This is a genomic window from Paractinoplanes ovalisporus, assembly GCF_016834655.1.
Taxonomy (GTDB): Bacteria; Actinomycetota; Actinomycetes; order Mycobacteriales; family Micromonosporaceae; genus Actinoplanes; species Actinoplanes ovalisporus.
In genome coordinates this window covers 52,077-76,853 of record NZ_JAENHP010000027.1, presented here as the reverse complement: position 1 = coordinate 76,853, position 24,777 = coordinate 52,077, and the positions used below count along the sequence as shown (strand labels likewise).

Here is a 24,777-nt window from a genome sequence, read left to right as displayed (position 1 = left end):
TCCCAAACGTGTCGTCGTTGGCACTGCGAAGAGTATGGGCAAGGGCGGTGCGGCCGGGGTCTAGCGCGGCGCGGCGTGTCGGTCGACCGAGAGCCAGTCGTCGTACGACTCCCCCGTGACCTCGGTCAGCAGCGCGATGTCCTCGGCGAACAGCGGCAGCAGGGCCGCCCGCTCCTCCGGCGTGGTGACCGGCCGGTTCCCGGTCTTGCGGTGCAGCAGCGTCAGCAACGGCCCCCGGGCGGCCAGGCGCAGCGGAACGGGGAACCGGTGCCCGAAAGTGCCCCCGGAGCGGAGGAGAAAGCGCAGAACCTGGTTCAGGCCGTTGTCCTCGACGACGTGACGGTTCACATTCTCGCGCGGCACCGCGGTCAGCACCCCGGTGCGCACACCGAGAAACTCGCAGACCCGGTCGAGGGTGGCCGCCGGCTGGTCCTTGAGGTCCTTGTAGCGCAGCAGGAGCACCTGCTCCCGGGGAAAGTGCTCGTAGAGGTGGCGCACCTGTGCGCCGTAGCGGCCGAGGCCCACGTAGTGCCAGAAGGCGGCCCAGCCCGCCGCAACACGCCCGGGCTCGGCACGACACGCTGTGAGAAAGTCCGCTTCCGGTTCGAGCCCGGCGTTCCACAGGTGAGTCCAGTTCGAGTGGGCGCGGTCGACCGGGTCGCGCAGCAGCACGATCATCCGGGCCGACGGGACGAGTGCCTTGATCCGCTCGTGCGAGGCGAGATCGTGCAGGTAGAACGGGGTCGCCTCGCCGAGCCGGGCGCCGGGCGGGGCCGGGGCGAACAGCGCCTCGTAGTCGGATAGCCGCCAGACGTGTTCCTGATAGGTCTGCACGTCACCGGGCCCGCCGCGGGCCGGGGGCGGTCCGTCCGAGAGGAAGAACTTCGGCTCCTTGACCTGCGGCAGGAAGAGCTCGGGGTGGCCGGTGAGCGCCGCGTGCAGGGCGGTCGTACCCGCCTTGGGCACGCCGGCGATCAGGAAGTCGGGAAGTGCCATGCGGTCCCTCCTGTCGTGCGGAGACGTCGCGGAGCTGCGACTTCTCGCTCGAAGTGAGACTTAGCCTACAGAACTAGTAGGTTTTCGCATCCCCCGGCTTTCCGCGATGCGCCCCGGCTTCCCGCGCGGCTTGTCTCAGCGCGACAGCAGCCGGCGCCACCAGGTCGCCCGCCGGAAGCGAGGACACGCACACAGGGCGCATTCGGTTCCTTGCCGGTAGTGCTGGTGGACACGGGCCGCATGCCCGCAGACACACACTGCTTCATCAGCGTTCATCGTCTCACCAACGGTAAGGCGGCCCGGAGGGCTACGGGGGCCGGGCGGATTCCCGCGCCGATCGATGTATACCCAGGTCAGGACGCTGCCATCCGTCGATGGACCGGCAACCGAACGGCAACCCATTACGTACGGAGAGTTACGTTTGTATGCGGTGGCCCACTTCACATGGAGTAATCCGGCATTAAGGACATGACCGTAATCATCCATCTAGGCTCAACTATGCGCACCTTGTCGCCTTGATGGGTGACACGCCATTTGAGCTCCAATATGTCCGTTACCGCCGGTAACGATGTGACGAAAATCCTCTCCAGTTGTCCGTGTGAATACACCGCGGTCATACGGTTGGCGACAATGATCCACCCAGCCGCCTCTACGCTGTCTTTTCGGACAGTTGACGCTTGGTAGCGGCTTGCTACGTTGGTCGACAGAAGCGAAAGCCCTACGCTTCTTGCCGCCAGATTTGCCGATCGAACCGCTTTGCCGCCCCGGGAAGGGACCGACATGGAGTTTTCGACGCCCGCCACGAACACGAGGGGTGACGGAGGAACGTCACCGACCGTGAGCGTGGTGATTCCGACCCTCAACGAGGAGCGGAACCTCCCGCACGTCTTCGCCAAGCTGCCGGCGAACATCGACGAGGTGGTTCTGGTCGACGGCGGCTCGAAGGACCGCACCGTCGAGGTCGCCAAGGAGCTGCGCCCCGACGTCGTCGTGGTGCACCAGACCCGTACGGGCAAGGGCAACGCGCTCGCCTGTGGCTTCGCCGCCTGCACCGGCGACATCATCGTGATGATCGACGCCGACGGCTCGACCGACCCGGCCGAGATCCCGCTGTTCGTGCAGAAGCTGACCGACGGCGCCGACTTCGTGAAGGGCAGCCGGTTCAACCACGGCGGCCACAGCCACGACATCACCAAGCTGCGCAAGCTCGGCAACGACGGCCTCAACCTGGTGGTCAACGTCCTGTTCGGGACGAAGTTCACCGACCTCTGCTACGGCTACAACGCGTTCTGGGCCAGCGTCGTGCCCGTGCTCGACCTGCCCGACGTGCGTCTGCCCAAGAAGACCGACGGCACCAAGCACTGGGGCGACGGCTTCGAGATCGAGACGATGATCAACATCCGGGCCGCAGTCGACGGGATGAAGGTCGGCGAGGTCGGCAGCATCGAGCACCGCCGCATCCACGGCGAGACCAACCTCAACACCTTCCGCGACGGCTTCCGCGTGCTGCGCACGATCTTCAGCGAGTACGGCCGCATGCGCCGCAACAAGCGCACCGGCGAGCGCCGCCCGGGTGGCGTCATCGTGCACCAGCAGCCGGGCAGCCGCGCCCACGGCCTGAGCACCACGGCCGAGTCGCTCCCCCAGGTCCCGCGCCAGCGTGACGAGGTCGGTGCCGTGAGCACCGACATCAAGCCCCTCAGCTGACCCCCGAGACCCGTCCCCACCCCTCGCTCAGGAGACGCTTCCCGTGGAATCCACCCCCCTCGACACGACCATCGTGATTCCGACCCATACGGAGGAACGCTGGTCCTCGCTCGTGCGGACGATCGCCTGCGCCACGTCGCAGGCGAACGAGCCCGCCGAGGTCGTCGTGGTCGTCGATCACAACCCCGACCTGTTCCGCCGCATCCAGCGGGACCTGCCGGGGGTGACCGTCCTCGAGAACGCCTACGCCAAGGGCGTCTCCGGCAACCGCAACACCGGCGCCTTCCACGCGAAGACCGCCCTCGTCGCCTTCATGGACGACGACATCACAGCCGGCCCGGAGTGGCTGGGCCGGCTGATCGAGCCCTTCGCCGACCCGCGCGTGGTCGGCACGGGCGGGGGCATCACCCCCGCCTGGGAGGGCAAGGAGCCCCGGTGGATGCCGGCCGAGTTCCTGTGGGCGGTCGGCGGTTCCTACGCCGGCATGCCCACCGAGACCTCGCCGATCCGCAACGTGTGGTCGGCCAGCATGGTCGTGCGCCGCGAGGTGTTCGACGCGGTCGGCGGCTTCCGGGTCGGCTTCGGCAAGCTGGGTGACCGCAACCGCCCCGAGGACACCGAGCTCTGCCTGCGCATGAGCGCGCACGCCGGCGGCCAGTGGATGTACGTCCCGGGCGCGATGATCCGGCACGAGGTGCCCGCCAATCGCTCGACGTTCCCCTGGTTCGTCAAGCGCTGCTACGCCGAGGGCCGGGGCAAGGTGCAGATGGCCGGCCTCGACGACGGCGGCAGCGACACCCTGGGCGCCGAGCGCTCCTATCTGTGGTCGCTGCCCAAGGCGGCGCTGCGCAACCTGGGCGCCGGCCTGACCGGCAAGGGCGCCGACAACTTCCTGCGCGCCGGCGGCATCGTCGCCGGTGTGGCCGCGGCCGGCTGGGGCGGCGTCGTCGAGACGGTCGCCGCCAAGCGGGCCCCCAAGGTTCTGGAGCCCGCCCGATGAGCGCCGATCTCGGCCGCAGCGTGATCCCGGCGCAGCGCACCCCCGGTGACAACTACCTGCCCGGCATCGTCCGCGACCTGGAACTCGCGCAGCCGTTGCCGCTGATCCCGGCCGTGCAGCCCGACGGCCGCCGCGCCGAGCAGGCGTGGCTGCTGGTCCGGCTGTTCTCCGAGCCGCTGGGCTTCCTGCTGCTCGACATCCCCGCCGCCGGCCTGCAACCGGCCGACCTGGCCGCGGCCGTCGAGGCCGAGCTGGGCGATTCCGTCCGCGCGCGCCTCGGCGACGGGCCGGTGCCGGTGCACGGCGTCAACCCGGCCAGCGAGCCGGAGTTCCTGGCCAAGCGGCGGGCCGTGCTCACCACGGCCCCGCACATCACCGTCGTGGTCTGCACCCGGGAACACCCGGTCGAGCTGGCCAAGTGCCTCGACAGCCTGCTCGCTCAGGAATACCCCGCGTTCCGCGTGCTGGTCGTCGACAACGCGCCGGTCAGCGACCGTACGGCCGAGGTCGTCAAGGCCGCCGCCGCCCGGGGCCCGGTCGACTACATCGTGGAGCCCAAGGCCGGCCTGTCGTTCGCCCGCAACACCGCGGTCAAGGCCGCCCCCGGTCAGATCCTCGCGTGGCTCGACGACGACGAGGAGGCCGACGCCCACTGGCTGGCCGAGGTCGCCCGGGCGCTGCACGAGCACCCCGAGGCCGACGTCGTCTCCGGCGTGATCGTGCCGGCCGAGCTCGAGACCAAGGCGCAGATCTGGTTCGAGCAGTTCGGCGGGCACAGCAAGGGCCGCGGGTTCAAGCCCGACCGGTTCGGGCCCGACACGAAGCATGTCCAGAGCCCGCTCTACCCGCTGCCGCCGTTCGGCACCGGCGCCAACATGACCTTCCGGCCCGGCGTGATCGAGCGGATCGGCCTGTTCGACACCGCTCTCGGCGCCGGCACCCCGGCCATGGGCTCCGAGGACACCCTGGCGTTCACCCAGGTGCTGCTCACCGGCGGGACGATCGTCTATCAGCCCAGCGCGGTCACCCGGCACTACCACCGGCGCGACCTCGAGGGCCTGCGCAAGCAGATGGTCGGCTACGGCACCGGCCTGGTCGCCGCGTACACGAGCCTGCTGATGTCCCGCCCGGCCCTGATCTTCCCGCTGATCCGGCTCGTGCCGAGCGCGCTGAAGGACATGACCGGCAAGGACACTGCCCGAACTGCGACCATCCGCGAAGACTTCCCGCAGGAACTGCTCTCGGCGAACCGGCGTGGCATGCTGGCCGGGCCGCGAGCCTACTTCACGTCCCGGCGCGCGGCACGGGCTAAGGTACGCGCGACCCAGGCATAGAAACATCGACCGGCATGCATAGCCCGTGAGGCGTGCCGGCCCCAGCGCCACGACGGAGGCCCAGAACCAATGCAGCAACGCTCGTCCGACACTCCGGAGCGGCCGGACGCCACCGTCCGGATCGTGCTCGGCGCCGCAGGCGAGGCTCAGCCGGCCCCCGACGCGACAGCGGTGATCTCCACCGTCGACAAGGACGCCACCACCCGGCTCGAGGTCGGCGACAAGACCGTCCGGATCCCGGTCGGTCCCGACGACTCGTCACAGACCCGCTACATGCCCGCCCCGGTGATCACCACCGGCGGAACCGCGACCGCGCTGGCGGAGGAGCCGGCGGCCGCGGCCGACCACGAGTCCGGCGCCGACCACCGGCCCGAGTTCGCGCTCGTGGGCATGGTGGCGGCCGTCGCCGGTCTGCTCGGCATCGTCGTCGGCGGTGGCCCGCTCACCCTGATGCTGCTGCTGGTGCTGGCCCTGATCGGCCCCGGCTCGGCGATCATGTCGGTCGCCAACGTGCGCAACCGCCTGGTCTCCTGGGCCCTGGCCGTGGCCGGCAGCCTGGCCACCGTCACGATCCTGTCGTCGCTCACGCTGTGGCTGCGGGTCTGGGAGCCCACGGCCTGGCTGGGCGCGCTGTCCGGCGTCACGCTGATCGGTTCGGCGGTCCAGTTCTTCCGCCTCACCCGGGCCAAGGTGCCGCTGATCCTGGGCCGGGTCGGCAAGCCGTACGACAAGGTGGACAACGGCGTCGCCCTGGCCGCGATCCCGTTCGTCACGCTGGCGGCCGGTGTCGGCCTGTGGATTCTCGCGCTGGCCCAGATCTCCCCCGACGAGGTCGGCCTCTACGGCTTCAGCGCGGCGCTCGGCGTGCCGTTCGTGGTCGGCGTCGTGGTGCTGTTCATCGGCTTCGCGGTCGAGCTGTTCGGCCGGGCCCGCCCGCTGGTCATGTCGCTCCACCTGATCGTCGTCCCGATCATCATGCAGGCCACCGTGCCCCTGCTCGACGGCACGATCGAATACGCCTGGACCTACAAGCACATCGGCGTCGTCGACCTCATCCGTGAGAACGGCAGCCTGATCAGCGGCAGCGACATCTATCAGCAGTGGCCCGGCTTCTTCGCCGCGGTGGCCGGTCTGTCGCAGGTCTCCGGGGTCGACGGGCTCTCCTTCGCCGCCTGGTCCTCGCTGCTGTTCGCGCTGGTCACCTCGCTGATGACGGCCGCTCTGCTGCGCCAGTTCACCAAGGACCGCCGGATCATCGCGCTGGCTGTGCTGCTCTTCCAGGCCTGCATGTGGGTCGACATCGGCTACTTCTCGCCGCAGGCGCTGGTCTTCGCGCTGATGCTGGCGTTCTGGGTGATCGTGACCCGTTGGCTGGTCGGCGCCCCCGAGATCAAGGGCGAGCCCAAGGGCCGGATCGGCCGGCTGCGGGCCTGGGCCGTGAAGGGGATGCCGGCGCGGATCGAGACCGACGCCCGCACACGTCGCTTCGCCGCCCTCGGCGCGGCCGGGCTGTTCGCCGCGATCGTCGTCTCCCACCAGCTCACCCCGGTGCTGATGATGGTCCCGCTGTTCGCCCTGACGATCCTGGGCATCCTGCGGCCGCGCACGTTCCTGGTCGGCCTGGTCGCGATCATGCTGATCTTCTTCGTGCCCCGCCTGGGCTCGGTCAACAGCCAGTACAGCCTGTTCAGCTTCGACCTGCTGTCCAACGCCTCGGGCAACTCGGCCAGCTGGAACACGCCCGAGCAGGAGTTCTCGGCGACGGTCTCGCGGGCCCTGGCCATCGGCGTGTGGCTGGCCGCCCTGATCGCGGTGTTCCTGACCCGCAAGCGGCTGGGCCGGGTGCTGGTGCCCGCGCTGATCGGCTTCCTGCCGATGGTCACCCTGGTCGCCGGCAACTACGGCGGCGAGGCGATCTACCGGGTCTTCGCGTTCTCGATGCCCTTCGTCGGTCTGCTGATCGGCGTGCTCTGGGCCGGCAAGGGCCGCCGCGGTGTGCCGGCCATGCTCGCCTCGGGCGTGATGCTGGCCGTGCTGCTGCTGGCCGGTCTGCAGGGTCTGCAGGGCCAGCTGATGGTGCACCAGGTGCGGGCCACCGACATCGAGGCCGCGCAGTACTTCTACGCGAACGCCGAACCGGGTTCCGGCCTGGTGCTGGTGGCGCCGAACTTCCCGACCAAGCTCGAGAGCAACTACGGCGAGTACAACAAGGGCCACGTGTCGGTCGACATCTCGCTGATCGGCGACCCGGAGTTCACCGGCAACATCAACGGCACCCGGCTGCCCGACATCGAGCAGTACATCCGCAACATGAACTACCCCACCAACTACCTGGTGGTCAGCGACGCGATGGACGACTACACCGACTACTTCGGCACCGCCGACGACAACGCGATGCAGTCGCTCGACTCGGCGCTGCGGGCCTCGGCCAACTGGCAGGTCTTCTACCAGGGCCCGGGCGTGGCGATCTTCAAGCTGGTCGGCGCCACCACGACGCAGTAACCCCACGGCAAGATCAAAGGCCCGTTTCCCGTACGCATCGGGAAGCGGGCCTTTTGCGTGAATGAACATGCGTTTCGTGCCGCGTGTCCGGATAGCCTGAGGGCGTGAAACTGAAGTTCAAGCTGGGCCGGCCGCAGATCATCGCCCTGGTGGTCGCCGGCCTGGTCGTCGTGGCGCTGCTCGTGAGCCGGGGCCGCGACGCCGGCGACGAGGGTCCGGGCACTCTCGACAACGCCGCCGTGCAGGCCTGCGACGACTTCGCGGCGGGCCAGGGCTCGGCCCGCAGCAACTCGGCCCGCCTGTCGCTGGCCGACAAGGTCACCGCCTCGGCGGCCAAGAGCGACAACGATCCCGTCCGCACCCGGTCGATGGAGCTGGGCCGGCACGCGGACGAGGGCAACGCGGCCTGGCGTACGGCCTCCAACGCCCTCACCCAGGCCTGCTCGGACGCCGGTTGGACCGCGCCCTAGCGCTTCAGGGATGAGGCCTTGTCGAAGCCCGTGCGCGAGACCCACTCGTCGTACGGGACCGAGGCCTCGGTGAAGCTGCCGTTGAGGATCGAGAAGTTGTTGTCGCCGGTCTCGTAGAAGTTCTTGTCGATCACCATGTTGGGCGACGCGCCGCCGTCGATCTGCAGGCGGTAGATCGGCACGCTGTCGTTGCGGGTCACCGTGTTGCCGGTGATCTTCAGGCCCTCGATGCTGCCGGCGAAGTCGCTGCCGGTGGCGAGCAGGAACGTGAACTTCTTCATGTCGGCGAAGGTGTTGTTGCTGACCGTCAGCCCGGCCGCGCAACGCAGCACCATGCCGGTGTCGTTGTCGAACCCGGACTGGGTGCCGCCGATCGCCTTGTTGTCGCTGAAGACGTTGTTGTTGCAGCCGCCGCCGTTGCCGGTGCCGGTCTCCATCACGCCGTCGTTCGCCTCGAACGTGTTGCCGGTGATGGTGACGTTGGCGGCGTCGTAGATCTCCATGCCGCCGCCGTCGATGCCGTAGTCCTCGGACGGGCCGTGGTTGCGGCGCACCGTGTTGTTGCGGAAGATCGGGCCGGGCTTGGCCGTGATGAAGGTGGCCGACAGCCCGTAGCCGCCGAAGTCGTCGCTGTCCTGCTTGGTGTTCTGGATGATCCGGTCCTGGTCGTGCACGTTGTTGCCGTCGACCAGCACGCCCCGGCCGCCGCCGGTGACCCCGATGCCGGCGCCGTTGTTGTGCACCTCGGAGCCGGTGACCCGCACGTCGTTGGAGTCGGTGACCAGGATGCCGTAACAGCCCACGGGCAGACCGGCCGAGTTCTCGCCGTGGCTGTCCCGCACGGTCACGCCGCGGATCGTCACCTTGCTCGTCTTGTGCACGCGGATGCCGCTGCCGTGGTCGCCGTTGATGTTCACGTCGGCGTTCGGCTTGGGCACGCAGCCCTGCACGGTCACGTCGGCGATCGTGGTCCCGGTGGCGGCGACCAGGATCCCGTCCCGTACGCCGGAAACGCCCTCGACCGTCGCCCGCTCGCCGGGGGCGCTGCTCACGGTCAGGTTGGGCCGCGAGACGGTGAAGGGGGCGTACGTGCCCTCCCGTACGAAAATCTTGGAATCGGCCGGCGCCACCTCGACCGCGTGCGAGATCGACTTCCAGGGCTTCCCGGGGCTGCCGTCGGCGTCGTCGGAGCCGCGGGTCGACACCCACAGACCGGGACCGGCGGCCTCGACGTCGGGCGGGCCCTCATAGAAGTAGGCGCGGTAGCCGGCGGCCGCGGTGCCACCGAGCAACAGCACCATGATCAGCCCCAGCCAGCGGCGGCGGGTACCGGCCGGGGCGCGATGACTGGAGCGCTTCGACCGGTGATGCGCTCCGCTCACCCGGCGAAGAGGGGGTCGTTCGACATCGCCTTGTAGGCCGCCAGGGTTGCCGCCGTCGAGTCGATCCGCCAGTTCTCGCGGGAGGACGGGTGGGTGTCGGTGTCGAACCAGACCGACGCGCCGACGGCCGGGTGCGCCTTGATCCACTCGGCGTACGAGGCGATCCAGTCCGGCTTCGTGCTGCCGCCGCGGTCCACCGCCGAGACCTCGCTGATCATGATGGGCTTCCGGGCGGCGTACGTCTCGTAGAACGCGTCGAACATGTCACCCGGTGACTGCGTCTGGGCGAAACCCGACACACCGGCCCAGTCGACGTATTCATCACCCGGATAATAGTTCGCGTAGGTATTCCAGTCCTCGTCGGGGCGGGAATTCCAGTTCGGGCTCCAGACCCACGCCACATTGTCCGCACCCTCCTCGCGGAAGATGCGGTGGATCCGCTGAAATGCCTGGATGTAGCCCTTGGTGTCCCCGTTGTTGGCGGGTCCGCCCCACTTGTAGAAATCGCGATTCATGTCCCATGCCCAGCGCATCAGGGTGGGCTTTTTGCGCTGAGCCATGCGCTTTGCGGCGCGGGCGATCAGTTTGTCCGAACCGCCGCCGTTGACGTCTTTGTACTCGGGTCCGCGCCACGAGATCATCAGCGTGCTCTTGGACGACACGTAGGCCAGCGACACCGGCAGCTGGTCGGTGAACGAGTAGTACCGGTGGACGATGCGCTCGGCGCGTCCCAGCTGCCGCCGCCGCAGGTCGATCCCGGCGTTGGCGCTGCGGCCCTTGAGGTCCACGTACGCACCCAGCATGACCTTGCCGGGCTCGAGCGGGACGGGTCCGCCGCCCGAGGTCACGGGCGCGGCCGATCCCGACGGCGCACTGGCCGAGGGCGGCGGGTGGGACACGACCGGCGGCACGGCGTCGTTCGACCGGTAGGTCTCGCAGCCGGCCGCGGCTCCGGCCAGGAGGGGAAGACCCAGCAGGCTCCGGCGTCTCATCTTCGGCCCCGTCATGTCAGGTTCCGCCTCGTGTTCGTCATCTCCTGGCGGCTCATGTCAGGTTCCGGCCGAACGTGCGGGCGACCTTGCGGACCACGCGCCAGCCGGGCTGGGCGAGCTGCTTCACCCTGGGCAGCAGGCCGGCCTCGCCGTGCTTGACCAGCTCGACCAGGTCGGCGCCGCTGTGGTCGGGGGTGGGCTGCAGGCGCGGGACGGCGAGCCGCTTCTCCCCCGGCGTGTGCAGCCGGCGGCCGACCTCGGTGGCGTTGTCGTACCCGGTGGCCGCCACCAGGTCACGGACGCGACGGCTGTTGTATCCGTGCGGGTAGGCGAAGGACCGTACCTTCATCTGCAGCCGCTGCTCGAGCTCCTGGTGGCTGCGGGTGATCTCGGTGCGCAGCTGCTCGGGCCCGAGGACGTCGAGCGGGTGGTGGATCAGGCTGTGGTTGCCGATCTCGACCCCCGAGGCCGCGACCTCGCCCAGTTCGTCCCAGGTGAGCATCGGCCCGAAGTCGGGGGCCCACTGGCCGAGCCAGCCCGCCGTGCCGCCCAGGTGGCCCACCGAGGCATAGAGGGTGGCGCCGGTGCCGGTCTCCTGCAGGATGGGCACACCCTGGGTCAGGAAGTCGCGGTAGCCGTCGTCGAACGTGACGGCGAGCAGCTTCTCAGTGCTGCCGGCGTTCAGCAGATCGAGCGCCTCGGTGAGACCGACCAGGCGGTACCCGGCGGCGCTGAGCGCCTGCAGTTGCTCACGCAGCAGCTCGGGCGGGACCGCGAGGTCGCGCATCGGCCCGCCGACGGCGGACACGGAGTGGTACATGAGTGCCGGCAGAGTGTCCCAGCCTGGCCTCGTCGTCACGGTCACGCGGTCGTCCTCGTACGCCTTGTGGTCTGAGGTTCCACGCTAGGTGGAACCCTTGCGCAGGGTTGCGGGTTTGGCCTTTCCTCCCTCTGCCGAAAGTCGTACTCGGTGTCCCGCTCCGGGCAGAGGCGCGCAGGGATCTCCACTCGGAAGAGTGAGGCTATGACATTCGATCCGCTGCGCTGCGCGGAGGCTACTTGTCAGGCGGCCGTCGTGCTAGGGGCAACACTGGTTCCGGCCGCCTGGCCGGCCCTCGACGGCCGCCTCGCCGCCGTCCTGGCCGGGATGTTTCTCGTCATCACGGCCGCGATCTATGCGCTGCACGCCGTGACTTTCGACTTCTTCCGGCTCACCGGGCACCGCGACCGGCAGATTTTCCCGGCCGGCAGCCGTGACGAGTGAACCGGAGCGGCGCCTGGACCGTACCCCCGGTCGACGACGGTCCTTCACCACCCGGGGGCGACGGGATATGTTCCGATTGATCCAGATGCAGGCCGAGAGCGGTATTCCTCGCATAAGCGTGGCTTCGGACGGTTACGCGAGCGCCCGGACCGCCCTGACCCGATATCGCAGTGCCCCCGCCGCCTATTTCGGAGTGGGCCGCTTCGACCACGAGGGCACGCTGGCCGAGATCATCCTCGACCGGCTGTGCGGCCCGCTCGGCGACTGCCCGCGCCCGGCCACCCTGGTGCACGCCGCGACCTACTACCGCCTCTGCGAGACCTGCGCGGCCGGCCTCGACGTGCTGACCGTGCCCGAGCTGGCCCGGCTGCTCGGCATCGCCTGCCGCCTCGCCCCCGTGCCCGCGCGCGCCGGCCGGCACGCCGCGCCCGAGGAACCGTCGCCCGCCGGCAACCGGATCGCCCGCGAGTTCGCCAACCGCGTCGACGACCCGCACTGGCGGCGTGAGCTCTGCGCCGAGCTGGTGCACACGCCGGGCGCGGTCAACGGCCTGCTGATCGGGCTGGGCGCGCTGACCCACCGCGACGTGCTCGACCTCTATCCACGGTTGCGTTCCCTGGCCGACGAGCTGCCGGCGAGCGTGAGGGAGGAACTGACGCGGGCCACGACGCGGCCGCTGTCCCCCGCCGGTGTGGCCGGGCTGCGCCTCGGGCTAAGCGCCGTTTAGCCGGAAGCTGCGGACGCTTCCCTCGCCCGGGCAGTCCCCGCATGTCGTCACATAGGCCACGCCGTCGCGGATGGTCAGTCCCGACGGCGCGGTCAGCCCCGCGGTGGCGACCGTCTCGTGCCGGCCGCCTCCGCCGACCCGCAGCAGCGCCCCCGTCCGGTCGCCGCTGAGCAGCCCGTTCTTGGCGATCTCGAGCACATAGAGCCCGCCCGGCCCCCACGCGAGGTCGACCACGGCGGTGAAGCCTCCCGCGTACACCTCGGGCGGCCGGCCCGGCACGACCCGCCACACCCGCGCCCGGCCCGGCGGGAACGGGAAGCCGGTCAGCTCGCCCACATAGAACGCGCCGTCCGGCCCCAGCGTGACCGCGGTCGGCACCGGCGGCATCCGCACCGGGCGCCCCCGGGCCGTCCCGTCGGGCAGCCGCGCCGGCGCCGGCACCATCCGGCTCGGGAACGACGCGACGGTCGTCCGGCGGCCCTTCGGCGTGAGCCGGATCAACGCATCCCCCTCGGTCACGTAGACCCGGCCCCGCCGGTCGACGGCCGCGTCGAACGGCCCGGCCGCGACGCCGGCCGCCTCGCGCGGCTCGACCGGTGCGCCCACCAGGCCGGCGGCCAGCGCAGCGGCCACCACAACAGCAGCGAACATGGTGCTCCCCCGTTTCCCCCGGCCCTCCTTATAGGTCTTTTCCCTGGCCGAAGGGTCCACTGAGTCCTCGATCCGACCGGCGTTACGGTGATCGACATGACGCTCACGTTCGACGCGCTGGTCTCCCGCGCCCGCGACCTCGTGTCCGGTGGCCGGCGCGCTGTCCTCGGCATCGCCGGGCCGCCCGCCGCCGGCAAGACCACGCTGGCCGAGGAACTCGTCGCGGCACTGGCCCCCACGCCGCCGCCCGGGCTCACCGAGGGCGCCTGGGTCGCGCACGTGCCGATGGACGGTTACCACCTGGCCGACGTCGAACTGGAACGTCTGGGCCGCCGGGCCAGCAAGGGCGCGCCGGACACGTTCGACCCGCTCGGCTACGCGGCCCTGCTGCGCCGCCTGCTGGCCGACGAGGACGAGATCATCTATGCCCCCGGGTTCGAGCGCGTCATCGAGCAGCCCATCGCCGGGGCCATCGGCATCGAACGGCCGGCCCGGCTGATCGTCAGCGAGGGAAACTACCTGCTCCTCGACGATCCGGCCTGGCGGCCGCTGCGGGACCTGTTCGCCGAGGTCTGGTACGCCGACCTCGACCACCCGGAGCGCCTGCGCCGCCTGATCGAGCGGCACCAACGGTTCGGCAAGGACGAGAGCACCGCGATCGAGTGGGCCACCGGCACCGACGAGCGCAACGCCGTACGGATCGCCGCCACGCGCGAGCGGGCCGACCTGATCGTGCCCGCCTCAGTCATCCACCGGGTCGGCGGTCCGCCCGCCTGACCTCTCCGCGTGCCCTTTCCGCCCGCCCTCTCTGCGCGCTCTCCGCCCGCCCTCTCTGCGCGCCTGACCTGCTCGCGGCCGCCTCAGTTGTCCACCGGTCGGCGGTTCGCTCGTCCGGGGTGTCATAGTTCAACTCGTGTCTGTGGGTGAAGCAGTCGAGACCGAACCGAGCCGTCGCCGGCCGGGCCGCGCGATCCGGTTCGCGCTGACCATCGGCGGCGTCCTGCTGCTGCTGTTCGGTGTGCCGTGGTGGACGCTGCTGGCCTCGGGCAACGACTGGCCCACCGGCGTGTTCGTGGCCGGCACGGTCGTGTTCGCGGTCGCGCTGGCCGCGTTCCCGTTCCTGATGTTCCTGGGCCACGGCCGCCACCACCGCGACGGCCCGTCGGTCGTCGCCGACACCATGCTGGGCGTGGTCTGGCAGCTGTTCGTCTGGTCGATCGCCGGCCAGTTGCTGCGCCTGGTCCTGGCCGTGGCCGGCGTCGACGCCCCCGACCGCTCCCGCATCGCTTCCGCGGCCGCGCTGGTGGTGTCGGTGGTGCTGCTGCTCTGGGGCTTCTGGGAGGCCCGGCGGGTTCCGCGCGTGCGCCGGGTCGAGGTGGTCATGCCCCGCCTGGGCCCGGGTCTGGATGGTCTGCGCCTGGTGCTGCTGACCGACACCCACTACGGCCCGATCGAGCGTTCCCGCTGGTCGCGCCGGGTCACCGAGGTGGTGAACACGCTCGACGCCGACGTGGTCGCCCACACCGGAGACATCGCCGACGGCGAGGTGGCGCAGCGCCTGAGCCAGGCCGCACCGCTGGCCGACATCCGCGCGTCGATGGCCCGGGTCTATGTGACCGGCAACCACGAATACTTTAGCGGCGCCCAGCGCTGGGTCGAACACATGGCGTCGCTGGGCTGGGAGGCCCTGCACAACCGCCACCTGGTCGTCACCCGCGACGGCGCTTCCCTGGTGATCGCCGGCGTCGACGACCGCACCGCCGCCGGCTCCGGCGTCCCCGGCCACCACGCCGACCACGAGGCAGCCCTCGAGGGCGCCGACCCCGCTCTCCCCGTCCTGCTGCTGGCCCACCAGCCGGCCCAGATCCCCGGCGCCGTGGCCCACGGCGTAGACCTCCAGATCTCCGGCCACACCCACGGCGGCCAGATGTGGCCGTTCCACTTCCTGGTGCGCCTCGACCAGCCGGTCCTGCAGGGCCTGTCCCGCCATTCCGAACGAACCCAGCTCTACACGAGCCGCGGCACCGGCTTCTGGGGGCCGCCTTTCCGCATCTTCGCCCCCAGCGAGATAACCCTGCTGACGCTGCGCACAGCCTGACCCCCACGCGCCACGACCGCCCGGCATCGCGCGGCGCCTGACGCGACACCCAGCGAGCCCCACAACGTCCTCCTGTCCTGCGCTGCCCACCTGAAAGTGCGGCCAGACCAGCCGTCTTCCGACCCCGCGCCGGCGTTATCCACAATTCGCGGCTGTCCACAGGGCGCCCCGCATTGATCGGCAGAATGCGCCACAATTACGCCGCGGAGGTGGACCCCCTGGGAGGGCGGGCTATGCGCCTGGTGAGTTGCTATGCCGCCGGGTTCGGTAGCCGCGCCGAGACGGGGCCGCCATCGCTACCCGCCTGACGGCCCGATGGAGCGACGTGTCAGCCGAGCGGGCCTCGGTGAGCGACGTGTCAACCGGGCGGCCTCGGTGGGCGACGTGTCAGCCGGGCGGCCTCGATGGGCGACGTTTCAGCTGGACGGGCCTCGATGAGCGGGGACGTCGAAGGTGCGCAGCAGGCCCGTGATCTGCAGGACCTGGTAGGCGACGGTGCCCGCCTCGACGATCGAGAACGGCAGACCGGCGTTCTCGACCAGGCGCCGGCACGCCAGCAACGCGCGGATCCCGCCCGAGTCGAGGAACGTCAACCCGGCCGCGTCGATGCCGATCGGGCGGCCGCGGGCCACGGCAAGAGCGACGGCCTCGCGGAGCCTGGGATCCTCCGTGGCGTCCAGCTCGCCCGCTAGGACAAAACGGACCAGGCCGCCGGTTTCGATCGTGGTGATGTCCAGGCGTGACGCGCTGGTGGAAATCTGCTCCGGAAACAACGAACCGCCTCGAGGCCGCATGACGCCATGGCCCTCGCTGCTGAAGGTTTCGGCATCAACCTATCTCAGGCCCCCTACGGCGGGAAGATCTCGCACGCGCGGCGAGGGTGACCGGTGCCATGTCGGTGCGGGCGGTAATTCCGTTGAAGACCTCCTGCTCGCGGATGAGGATAGGAGCACCGCCACCCTGCTCACCAAGAGGACTTCATCTATGCGCCTGCTTCGCGATCTGTGGGCCACCTCGAAGGGCCGCACGGCCCTCGTGGCGACCCTCATCCTGCTCGGTGCAGCGGGATCGGCGGGCGCTCTGGCTCTGTCCGGCCAGGTCCTCGTCAACCGGTCCATGCCGCTGTTCGGCGTCCTCGCCGCCGCGCTCGTCGCGTCGGTGCTCAGTGACGTCTTCGTCGGTCTGGTCGCCGCCCGGCTGACCGCCGACTGGGCCGCCCGCATCCGGCGCGGCCTCAACCGGGTCGCCTTCGGGCAAGACCTGCCCACCCTCGAGAACACGCCGGTCGGCGAACTGCTCGACCGCATCGACTCCGACGTCTACGAGGTCGGGGCCCAGCTGCGCGGCAGCGGGGTGCGGATCGCCCAGTCGATCGCCGTCGCGGTGTTCTCGATCGTGACGGCGTTCTTCGTCTGGTGGCCGGCCGGCGTGGGCATGGTGATCGTGTCGGTCCTGCTCTACGTCACGATGAACAAGCCGATCCAGCGCATCTCCCCGCGCCGCATCGCCGAGGAGGAGGCCTGGTCCGACCTCGCGGCCGTGATGGAGGAATCCATTCATGGGCAGGACGACGTACGGACGAGCCTGGCCGCGCCGTACGTGCGCCGGCTCTACGCGCAGCGTGCGGCCGAGGTGCTGCGGCGGGGCCGGCTCGTCTGGCACTCGTCGGCGCGCATCACCATGGGCGCGGGCACCATCACCCGTACGCTGATCGCCGTTCTGGTCGTTGTCGGCGCGATCGCCCTGGTCGCCAAGCAGATCGACGGCGCTCGCCTGACGGCCGTGTGGCTGCTCGCGCTCGGTTTCGGCGGCACGCTCGAACACGTCACCCGCATGGTGCCCGAGCTGCAGAACGCCCTGGGCGCGTGGAGCCGGGTGCAGCTGCTGCAAGACGTGGCTCAGGAACCGACCGAGGGCCGTCCCCCGGTCGACGGTGACCTGGTGGTCCGCGACCTGACGTTCCGCTACGGCGAGTCCGACAGCGGACGCCCGCCGGCGCTGAAGGACGTCAGCCTCACGTTCGCGCGGGGCCGCTCGTACGCGCTGATCGGCCGCACCGGATCGGGCAAGTCGACGCTGGCCAAGGTGCTCACGCGGGCGGTCGACGTGCCCCGGGGCACGGTGTTCCTGGGCGGGGTCGACCTCAACGACATGGCCGTCGAGGGGCTGCGCCGCTGGACCGCGATCGTGCCGCAGCGTACGGAAATTCTCGCCGGCACCTTGGCCGAGAACATCGCGCTCTTCGACGAGCAGCTGCTGCCCAAGGCGCAGGGTGCGCTCGACGAGCTCGGCCTGAGCCCGTGGGCGGCCAGCCTGCCCGACGGCATCGACACCAAGCTCGGCGAGGGCGGATACAAGCTGTCGGCCGGGCAGGAGCAGCTGGTGGCGTTCGCGCGCATCCTGGTCCGCGACCCCCACGTGGTGATCCTCGACGAGGCCACGGCCCGCATGGACCCGGTCACCGAATCATGGGTGCAGCGCGCCACCGACCGCCTGCTGGCCAGCCGCATCGGCGTGATCGTCGCGCACCGGCTGTCGTCCGTGCAGCGCTGCGACGAGGTGGTCGTGCTCGCCGACGGTCAGGTGCTCGAGTCGGGCCCGCTGCGCGAGTCGCAACGCTTCGCCGAGCTGATGGCGAGCAGCGCGTTGTCGGTGCCGGCCCCGAAGTCGGGCGGCGCGGCGGTGCTGGTCGAGGAGGAGCGCGACTGGGACAAGGCGGCGCAGGTCGAGCTGGGCGCCGAGGCGCTGGCCAACAAGCTGCCGCCGGTCGACCCGCCGCCGCTGCCCGAGGAGCCGCCGACACACACGCTGCGCGAGATCGTGCGTCTGGCCCTCAACGACAAGCGGTACGGGCTGGGCGCGGTCGCGCTGTTCGCGATCCTGGTGCTGCTGGGGCTCGACGGCGCGATCCTGCCGCTGCTGTGGGCCAACGTGGTCGACGGCGTGGGCGACCCGCTCTACCCGGCGATCGGCATCGCGGCCGGTCTGCTGGTGGCGATCCCGACGCTCTATTACACGGGCGCCTGGTTCCCGGAGTGGTGGGTCCGGCAGATGCTGCGGATCAGCCTGCGCCTGGTGCACGGCCAGATCGGCCCGCGCCGGGTCAGCAAGCACACGCCGGCCGAGGTCGTGGCCCAGGGCGGCGACACCGAGCGCGTGGTCATGCTGGCCGACAACCTGATCGACAACGCCACCAGCCTGGTGATGATCGTCGCGATGACCTGGGCCTCCCAGTCCTTCGTACCGGCGATGTTCTTCCTGGGCACGATGGTGGTGTCCGGGCTCGCGGCCACGCTCTTCGGCCCACGGCTGGAAAAAGCCGCCCGCCGTACGGTGGCCGCCCGTGCCGCCTTCGCGACGGCGCTGGTGTCGTCGCTGTCGGCCGCCCGTACGGTCAAGCTGGCCGGCGCCACCGAGCCGGTGCTGGCCCACCTGGCCCGCCTCGACGGCACGCGCAGCGAGTTGCAGCGCCGCGAGATCGCCATCCAGGTGTGGGCGCGCTCGACACCGTCGATCGCCAGTGGCCTGCTGCCGATCGCGGCGTGGGGGCTCTATCTGTCGGGTTCGTTGTCGGCGGCGGCCACCCTCATCGCGGTGGCGGTGCTGGGCGCGGCGCGCTGGTTCGCCTGGACGACGGCGTCGTTCGTCAGCCAGCTGCCGTCGGCCCGGGTCTGGACCCGCCGCACGGTGGCGATGACCGGGGTGTCGAGCTATTCGGAGGCCGTACCGGGAGTCGACCTCTCGGCCGGCACCGCGCCCGCTCCCCCGACCGCGCCACGCAACCCGCTGCGCACGCTGGAACTGCGCGGGTTCAGTGCCGTGCACGAGAACGGCACGGTCGGCGCGCAGGATGTCGACCTGACGGTCGAGCGCGGCGAGCTCGTGCTCGTGGTCGGCCCGGTCGGCTCCGGCAAGTCGTCGCTGCTGCGGGCGCTCGCCGGCATCGTGCACCACGCCGGTGAGCTGCGCTGGAACGGTCAGCCGGTGGACGAGCCGGAGGTCTTCCTGCGGCCCAACCAGGTCGGCTATGTGGCCCAGCTGCCGCGGGTGCTCTCGGGCACGGTGGCCGACAACATCCAGCTCGGCCACGAGGTGGACGCGGCCGACGCGGTCTCGACGGCTCAGCTGGAGCACGACCTGACGGCGGCCGGCGGCGGCCTGCAGTTGCTGATCGGCCACAAGGGAACCCGGCTGTCGGGCGGTCAGCTGCAGCGGCTCGCCCTGGCGCGGGCGCTGGCTCCGCGTACGGAGTTGCTGATCGCCGACGACGTCTCCTCGGCGCTCGACGTGACCACGGAGCTGGAACTGTGGCAGGCCCTGCGCTCCCACGGCGTCACGGTGGTCGGCTCGACCTCGAAGCGGGCGGCGCTGAGCCAGGCCGACCGGGTGGTCGTGCTGATCGGCGGCCGCGTCGAAGACCAGGGCACCTGGCTCGAGCTCGAGGACCGCTGGGGGCACCTGGCCGGCTGAGACGACGCTGAGAAACCTGCGGGTCCCGCATCTTTGCGGGGCCCGCAGGTTTTGCTATGTTCAGGTCATGGGACTCCGGGAGCAGAAGAAGCAGGCGACCCGGGCCGCGCTGAGCTGGTCGGCCATCCGCCTCATCGTCGAGCGCGGATACGACCGGGTGCTGACCGAAGACATCGCCAACGAAGCCGGCGTCTCCCCTCGCACCTTCAACAACTACTTCTCGAGCAAGGCCGAGGCGGTCGCCTCCCGGCACCTCGACCGTTGCCTGCGCGTGGCCGAGGTGCTGCGCGCGCGTCCCGCCGACGAACCCCTCTGGGACGCCATCACCGAGGCCGTCCTGTCGCAGTTCGAGCCGGGTCCTGAGGTCATCGAGCATCCACCGCTCGACCGCGAGGCCTGGAGTGCCGGGCTGCGCCTCATGGTGGCCGTGCCCGCCCTGCAGGCCGAGTTCCTGCGCGCGGCCGCCTCGGCCGAGATCGCGCTGGCCGCGGCCGTCGCGGAGCGCACCGGAACCGATCCCGAGACCGACATCTATCCGAAGCTCGTGGCCTCGGCCGTCCTCTCGGCCAGCAACGTCGCCACACAACAGTTCATCGGCCGTAACGGGCAGCCCGTCGACGTCAAGCAGCTGCACATCGACGCGCTGCGGCACCTCTCCACCGGCCTGCGCCCGCCCGACTGACCCTTCATCGATCCACGCGCCGGCTTACCTCGGCGGCGCTGCACGGCCTGCCGCCGCCCATCTCCGCGGCGTCAGCACCGGAGTACGACCCGCCACGCCCGGCACTCCGACTCGCGCGGAACGTCAACATCCCCGCGCTCCGACACGCCCGGCACCAACAACACGGGGCGGCCCGACACGCCCGGGCCTCCAACACCCGGCGCCTCGACCCGCCCGGCGCCATCAACACACCGCACCACGACACACCCGGCGCCGCCAACACGCCGCACCACGACACACCCGGCGCCGCCGACACACCGCACCACGACACACCCGGCGCCGCCAACACGCCGCACCACGACCCAACCGGGGCGTCGACACCCGGCGCGGCCGTCGGCGGCGTGAACGCCAAGCCCAGTTTCATGGCGGCGCCACATCAGGCACGACGGCACGACATCGGGAACGGCCGGCTTTGCACGGGCCGGTGGGTGGCGTGCGCCCATTTTCACGACAATTCATTGCGTACGGGGAAGGCTTGGTCATGGAATTTGACGTTGTTATTTGTGGTGGCGGCCCGAATGGCTTGATGACCGCCTGCGAACTGGCTCTGGCCGGGGTCCGGCCCGTCGTCATCGAACCGCGGACCGGGCCGAGCACGGAGCAGCGCGCCAACGGCATGGTGGGGCAGGTCGTCCGGCTGCTCGACCGGCGCGGACTTTACGAAAGGCTGAGCGGCGGAGCCCATCCGGCGCCGGTCGAGCACTTCATGTTCGCCGCTTTCCCGCTGCCGTTCGGGCGCCTGGAGCACAACCCGGTCCACACGATCCTGGTGCCGCAGCAGCGGATCGAGGCGATGCTGGCCGAGCGGGCCCGCGAACTGGGCGTCGAGATCCGGGGCGGGCATACGCTGACCGGGCTCGCACAGAAGGACGACATGGTCGTGGCGGAAATCAACGGGCCGGACGGCAGCTATTCGCTCGAATCGGCCTTTCTGATCGGCGCCGACGGCGGGCGCAGCGTCACCCGGAAACTGTCCGGAATTGATTTTCCGGGAGTGACCACGGACAAGACAGTTTCGCGGGCGGCCCATGTGAGCGTGCCCGATTCGCTGCGGGATCCGATCTCGGGCGGACTGCGGATTCCCGCGTACGGGGTCATTCCGCCGTTCCTGCACCACCGGACCGAGCGGGGACTGGTCTCGTTCGCGCCGTTCCCGGACGGCCGGACGCTGATCAGCGCGTCAACGACGTCGCGGCCCGCGGGTGAGGAGCCGTTCTCGGTGGACGAGCTGCGGGACGTGCTGGAGTACGTGCTCGGGGTTCCGGTGCCGATCGGGCCGCCGGCCGGCGACGGACCACACATGTTGCGGCGCACGGTGGGTGGCAACACGCGGATCGCCGACCGGTATCGCGACGGGCGCGTGCTGCTGGTCGGGGACGCGGCGCACGTGCACTCGGCGATCGGCGGGCCCGGGCTCAACCTGGGACTGCAGGACGCGGTCAACCTGGCGTGGAAGCTGGCGGCCACCGTGCGGGGGTGGGCCCCGGACGGGCTGCTCGACACGTACGAGATCGAGCGGCGGCCCGCGGCCGAACGGGTGACCATGCAGACGCAGGCGCAGTCGGTGCTGGTGGGGCCGGGCCCGGAGGTGACCGCGCTGCGGGTCCTGTTCGGGGAGTTGCTGGAGGAGCCGGCCGTGCTGCAACGGGTGGCCGATCTGATCGCGGGGGCCGATTTCCGCTACGACATGGGGGCGCCGGGGCCGTGGGTCGGGCGCTTCTCGCCGGACCTGGGGGACGTGCAGCGGCAGGGACGGGCGGTGTTGGTGGACAACACCGGGAGGCTGGCCGGCGTGGCGGCGCCGTGGAGTGACCGGGTGGACGTGGTCGGCGTGCCGGTGGACGGGGTGGCGGCGATGCTGGTGCGGCCGGACGGCTATGTGGCGTGGGCCGCCGCCACGGGCGGGGAGCCGGACGTCGCGGCGCTGGAGACCGCCCTGACCCGGTGGTTCGGGGCGGCCTAGTTGGCCGGCGCTCCGGTGGATGGGGTGGCGGCGATGCTGGTGCGGCCGGACGGCTATGTGGCGTGGGCCACCGCCACGGGCGGGGAGCCGGACGTCGCGGCGCTGGAGGCCGCCCTGACCCAGTGGTTCGGGGCGGCCTAGGTGGTCGGGTCGGACGGGGGCGGTGTCGGGCCGGGCTCGGGTGTCGAACCTGGGCCTGGCTCCGGGGAGGGCCCAGGCGCGGGATCCGGTGACGAGGCCGGGGCGGGCCGCTCGGCATGCCCGGGTGAAGGATCCGGGAACGGGGTCGAGGCGGGCGCGGGCGAGTTGGCTTGCCCGGGCGCGGGATCCGGGAACGGGACCGGGGCGGGTGTGGGTTCCTGGGCCGGCGGCGCGGGCGTGGGCGCCTGAGCGGGCCAGGATGGCGGGAACGGCGTTGACCCGTACGGCGTGAACGGGGGCGTGGCCTGGGGAAACGGCGCTGCCGCAGCGGGTGGGAACGGGGGCGCGGGCGGCGCGAAACCGGCCGGTGGGAACGGCGCTCCGGCGGGTGGGTACGGCGTGGGCCAGGTCGGCGGGGCGGCGTAGCCGTGGGGCGGTGGGGCGGCGTAGCCGTAGGGCGCCGGGTAGGTGGGGACGGGCTGATATCCGTACGGGAAAGCGAACTGCTGCGGCGTCGGCGGGCGACGGGTCGGCTCGCCGCGGCGGAACCAGCGGTTGGCCGGGCCGGTGAGCAGCAGGACCACGGTGGCGACGGCGAGCAGGAGGATCAGCACGAGGGACGTGGCGATGATCGCGTCGGAGACGACCGACCAGGTGCCGCTGTCGAGGTCCCAGACGCTCTCGGCGAACCCGTCGTCGCCGAAGCCCGGGTCGTCCTCCCAGGTGGTCGGATCGTCTTCGGGCAGCGGTTCCGAGAACGGGGCCGCGAGGGCGGCGAACGCGAAGACGGCCATGAACCCGAAGAAGCAGGAGATCACCACGAACAGCGCCGGCAGGCCGAGGCCGACCCAGGTCAGGATGCGGGCGACGTTGCTGCCCCGGCGCACCCAGACCGCCGTGACGCCGAGCCAGATCGCGAGCACGGTCAGCGGCACGGCCAGGAACAGCGTGCCGATGACGTTGTCCTCGCGCTCCCAGCTCACCGACGTCGTGTCGGCCGTCGTGGTGCGGACGGCCTCGTCGATCAGCCCCGAGTAGTGCACCGCGTCGGCGATCGACACCCCGACCACGATCAGCATGAGCGCGACGAGGGCCACCTGGAACCAGAAGGCGATGGTGACGACCCCGGGGCGTACGGGGATGGGATCGATGGTCTCGGCCGAAGTCACGAGCGCACGGTACGGTGCGGCCGCCCGGCTCGGCAGACCCGGACGGCCATATTTTGATCAATGGAGCGAGAGGCGCTCGGGCGCTCAGGTCAGGCGGTCAGTTGATCTGGGACTGCATCTGCTTGACGGCCGCGGTGACGGTGTCGGCCGGGATGGCGAACCCGACTCCGATGCTGCCGGTCGACGAGTCGCTCGCGGTCGCGATCGCCACGTTGATGCCGATCACGTGGCCGGACAGGTCGACCAGCGCGCCGCCCGAGTTGCCCTGGTTGATGGCGGCGTCCGTCTGGATGAGACCGGTCAGCTGCTCGCTGCCGGAGCCGGTGGCCGACTCGGTCGCGGTGCTGATGCTGCGGTCGAGGGCCGAGACGATGCCGGAGGTGACCGTGTTCTCGAGACCCAGCGGCGCGCCGAAGGCCAGCACGGTGTCACCGACGGCGACGCTGTCGCTGGAACCGAACGTGACCGGGGTCAGCCCGGACAGACCGGTCGCCTGCACCAGGGCCAGGTCGTGCGAGGTGTCGGTGGCGACCACCCGGGCCGGCACGGTCTGGCCGGTCGACAGGCGGACGCTGACCGTGCCGTCGCTCTCGATGACGTGGTTGTTGGTCAGGATCAGGCCGTCCGAGCTGATCACCACGCCCGAGCCGAGCGACGAGGAACGGTTGCCGTCGACCAGCACGGTGACCACGCTGGGCTGCACCTGCTTGACGACGGCGGCCAGGTCGTCGCCCTCAGTCACGGTCGCCGTGCTGCTCGCCGTGGTCGAGGTGGCGGCGGTGGTGGTCGTCGTGTCGTGGTCGATGAGGTAACGCTCGGCGACTACGCCGCCCGCGGTGCCTCCGGCGGCGATCAACGCGAGCACGGCGGCCCCACCGGCCAGGCGACGCGGCCACCGGCGGTCACCGGGTGACGCGGGTTCCGACGGTACGAACGGAGGCCCGGGCGGCGGAGGCGGTGTCACGTAGTCGTGGTAGCCGCCGTAGGTCCGCCCGTCGCCGGTGTACGGCTGGTCGTCCCCGCGGTTGTGGTCGGGGTGGTTGGGCCGGGTCATCAGGTCGGTCATGGCGACGCCTCGCTTCGTTGGCTGATGCGCCAACAGTGACCCCGCATCTTGTCGGCAACCGGTGAGGCGTCTGTGGGTTGCCTGTATGCCCTGGGTCACTCGTGCGGGTCGGGTCGCCACCCGT

General features: G+C 70.8%; 21 protein-coding genes. 13 read left to right on the top strand and 8 right to left on the bottom strand.

Going from position 1 to position 24,777, the window contains the following annotated elements:
• Positions 1 to 60: 60 nt before the first annotated feature.
• Positions 61 to 996, bottom strand: a complete 936-nt coding sequence (locus JIG36_RS44835; protein WP_203383007.1) for a sulfotransferase family protein — start codon at positions 994 to 996, stop codon at positions 61 to 63.
• Between the two features lie 837 nt (positions 997 to 1,833).
• Between JIG36_RS44835 and JIG36_RS44830 the strand changes: the two genes are divergently transcribed.
• The 5 genes from JIG36_RS44830 to JIG36_RS44810 all read left to right on the top strand — a co-directional run bounded on the left by JIG36_RS44830 (position 1,834) and on the right by JIG36_RS44810 (position 8,009).
• A complete protein-coding gene (locus JIG36_RS44830) occupies positions 1,834 to 2,703 on the top strand; it encodes a glycosyltransferase family 2 protein (protein WP_307873164.1) in 870 nt (289 codons plus the stop codon).
• A 43-nt stretch (positions 2,704 to 2,746) separates the two neighbouring features.
• A complete protein-coding gene (locus tag JIG36_RS44825) occupies positions 2,747 to 3,703 on the top strand; it encodes a glycosyltransferase family 2 protein (RefSeq protein ID WP_203383005.1) in 957 nt (318 codons plus the stop codon).
• Positions 3,700 to 5,037, top strand: a complete 1,338-nt coding sequence (locus JIG36_RS44820) for a glycosyltransferase family 2 protein (protein ID WP_203383004.1) — start codon at positions 3,700 to 3,702, stop codon at positions 5,035 to 5,037. Before JIG36_RS44825 ends, JIG36_RS44820 begins: the two co-directional genes overlap by 4 nt.
• Before the next feature lie 69 nt (positions 5,038 to 5,106).
• Positions 5,107 to 7,539, top strand: coding sequence for a hypothetical protein (locus tag JIG36_RS44815; RefSeq protein WP_203383003.1), 2,433 nt, complete (start codon positions 5,107 to 5,109; stop codon positions 7,537 to 7,539).
• A gap of 104 nt (positions 7,540 to 7,643) precedes the next feature.
• On the top strand, positions 7,644 to 8,009 hold the full coding sequence (locus JIG36_RS44810) for a hypothetical protein (protein WP_203383002.1): 366 nt from the start codon (positions 7,644 to 7,646) through the stop codon (positions 8,007 to 8,009).
• Here the strand turns inward: JIG36_RS44810 and JIG36_RS44805 are convergent.
• Genes JIG36_RS44805 through JIG36_RS44795 form a run of 3 tightly spaced genes read right to left on the bottom strand, consistent with a single transcriptional unit; the run spans position 8,006 to position 11,248 of the window.
• A complete protein-coding gene (locus JIG36_RS44805; protein ID WP_203383001.1) occupies positions 8,006 to 9,391 on the bottom strand; it encodes a right-handed parallel beta-helix repeat-containing protein in 1,386 nt (461 codons plus the stop codon). The genes JIG36_RS44810 and JIG36_RS44805 overlap by 4 nt on opposite strands.
• Positions 9,388 to 10,383, bottom strand: a complete 996-nt coding sequence (locus tag JIG36_RS44800) for a glycoside hydrolase family 26 protein (protein WP_203383000.1) — start codon at positions 10,381 to 10,383, stop codon at positions 9,388 to 9,390. The genes JIG36_RS44805 and JIG36_RS44800 overlap by 4 nt, the downstream gene beginning before the upstream one ends.
• A 52-nt stretch (positions 10,384 to 10,435) precedes the next feature.
• The gene (locus tag JIG36_RS44795) at positions 10,436 to 11,248 is read right to left on the bottom strand and encodes a polysaccharide deacetylase family protein (protein WP_203382999.1); all 813 of its coding nucleotides are present in this window, start codon (positions 11,246 to 11,248) and stop codon (positions 10,436 to 10,438) included.
• Between the two features lie 159 nt (positions 11,249 to 11,407).
• Here JIG36_RS44795 and JIG36_RS44790 point away from each other — a divergent pair, with 159 nt between their 5' ends.
• Entirely contained in the window at positions 11,408 to 11,647 is a 240-nt protein-coding gene (locus JIG36_RS44790) for a hypothetical protein (RefSeq protein WP_203382998.1), read from the top strand.
• Positions 11,648 to 11,714: 67 nt separating this feature from the next.
• The gene (locus tag JIG36_RS44785; protein ID WP_203382997.1) at positions 11,715 to 12,374 is read left to right on the top strand and encodes a hypothetical protein; all 660 of its coding nucleotides are present in this window, start codon (positions 11,715 to 11,717) and stop codon (positions 12,372 to 12,374) included.
• Here JIG36_RS44785 and JIG36_RS44780 read toward each other — a convergent pair.
• The gene (locus JIG36_RS44780; RefSeq protein ID WP_203382996.1) at positions 12,360 to 13,025 is read right to left on the bottom strand and encodes a ScyD/ScyE family protein; all 666 of its coding nucleotides are present in this window, start codon (positions 13,023 to 13,025) and stop codon (positions 12,360 to 12,362) included. The two genes, JIG36_RS44785 and JIG36_RS44780, sit on opposite strands and share 15 nt — an antisense overlap.
• A gap of 96 nt (positions 13,026 to 13,121) precedes the next feature.
• On the opposite strand from JIG36_RS44780, the gene JIG36_RS44775 reads away from it, so the two are divergent.
• Both JIG36_RS44775 and JIG36_RS44770 read left to right on the top strand, forming a co-directional pair.
• Positions 13,122 to 13,802 carry a nucleoside/nucleotide kinase family protein gene (locus JIG36_RS44775; protein ID WP_203382995.1) on the top strand — a complete coding sequence of 227 codons (681 nt, stop codon included), beginning with the start codon at positions 13,122 to 13,124 and terminating at the stop codon, positions 13,800 to 13,802.
• Positions 13,803 to 13,938: 136 nt separating this feature from the next.
• Positions 13,939 to 15,123, top strand: coding sequence for a metallophosphoesterase (locus tag JIG36_RS44770; protein ID WP_203382994.1), 1,185 nt, complete (start codon positions 13,939 to 13,941; stop codon positions 15,121 to 15,123).
• A gap of 416 nt (positions 15,124 to 15,539) precedes the next feature.
• On the opposite strand, the gene JIG36_RS44765 is transcribed toward JIG36_RS44770, so the two are convergent.
• Positions 15,540 to 15,917, bottom strand: a complete 378-nt coding sequence (locus JIG36_RS44765; RefSeq protein ID WP_236049557.1) for an STAS domain-containing protein — start codon at positions 15,915 to 15,917, stop codon at positions 15,540 to 15,542.
• Between the two features lie 190 nt (positions 15,918 to 16,107).
• Between JIG36_RS44765 and JIG36_RS44760 the strand changes: the two genes are divergently transcribed.
• The 4 genes from JIG36_RS44760 to JIG36_RS54715 all read left to right on the top strand — a co-directional run bounded on the left by JIG36_RS44760 (position 16,108) and on the right by JIG36_RS54715 (position 22,418).
• Positions 16,108 to 19,593 carry an ATP-binding cassette domain-containing protein gene (locus JIG36_RS44760; RefSeq protein ID WP_203382992.1) on the top strand — a complete coding sequence of 1,162 codons (3,486 nt, stop codon included), beginning with the start codon at positions 16,108 to 16,110 and terminating at the stop codon, positions 19,591 to 19,593.
• Positions 19,594 to 19,660: 67 nt separating this feature from the next.
• Positions 19,661 to 20,275 carry a TetR/AcrR family transcriptional regulator gene (locus tag JIG36_RS44755; protein WP_203382991.1) on the top strand — a complete coding sequence of 205 codons (615 nt, stop codon included), beginning with the start codon at positions 19,661 to 19,663 and terminating at the stop codon, positions 20,273 to 20,275.
• Positions 20,276 to 20,840: 565 nt separating this feature from the next.
• Complete coding sequence (locus JIG36_RS44750; RefSeq protein WP_236049556.1) at positions 20,841 to 22,277, top strand: FAD-dependent monooxygenase; 1,437 nt, start codon at positions 20,841 to 20,843, stop codon at positions 22,275 to 22,277.
• Between the two features lie 15 nt (positions 22,278 to 22,292).
• A complete protein-coding gene (locus JIG36_RS54715; RefSeq protein ID WP_369076890.1) occupies positions 22,293 to 22,418 on the top strand; it encodes an aromatic-ring hydroxylase C-terminal domain-containing protein in 126 nt (41 codons plus the stop codon).
• Here JIG36_RS54715 and JIG36_RS44745 read toward each other — a convergent pair.
• Together JIG36_RS44745 and JIG36_RS44740 are read right to left on the bottom strand one after the other, a co-directional pair.
• Positions 22,415 to 23,587 (bottom strand): hypothetical protein, encoded by a 1,173-nt coding sequence (locus tag JIG36_RS44745; RefSeq protein WP_203382989.1) that lies wholly within the window; start codon positions 23,585 to 23,587, stop codon positions 22,415 to 22,417. The genes JIG36_RS54715 and JIG36_RS44745 overlap by 4 nt on opposite strands.
• 97 nt (positions 23,588 to 23,684) lie before the next feature.
• Positions 23,685 to 24,653, bottom strand: coding sequence for a S1C family serine protease (locus tag JIG36_RS44740; protein ID WP_236049555.1), 969 nt, complete (start codon positions 24,651 to 24,653; stop codon positions 23,685 to 23,687).
• Positions 24,654 to 24,777 lie beyond the last annotated feature (124 nt).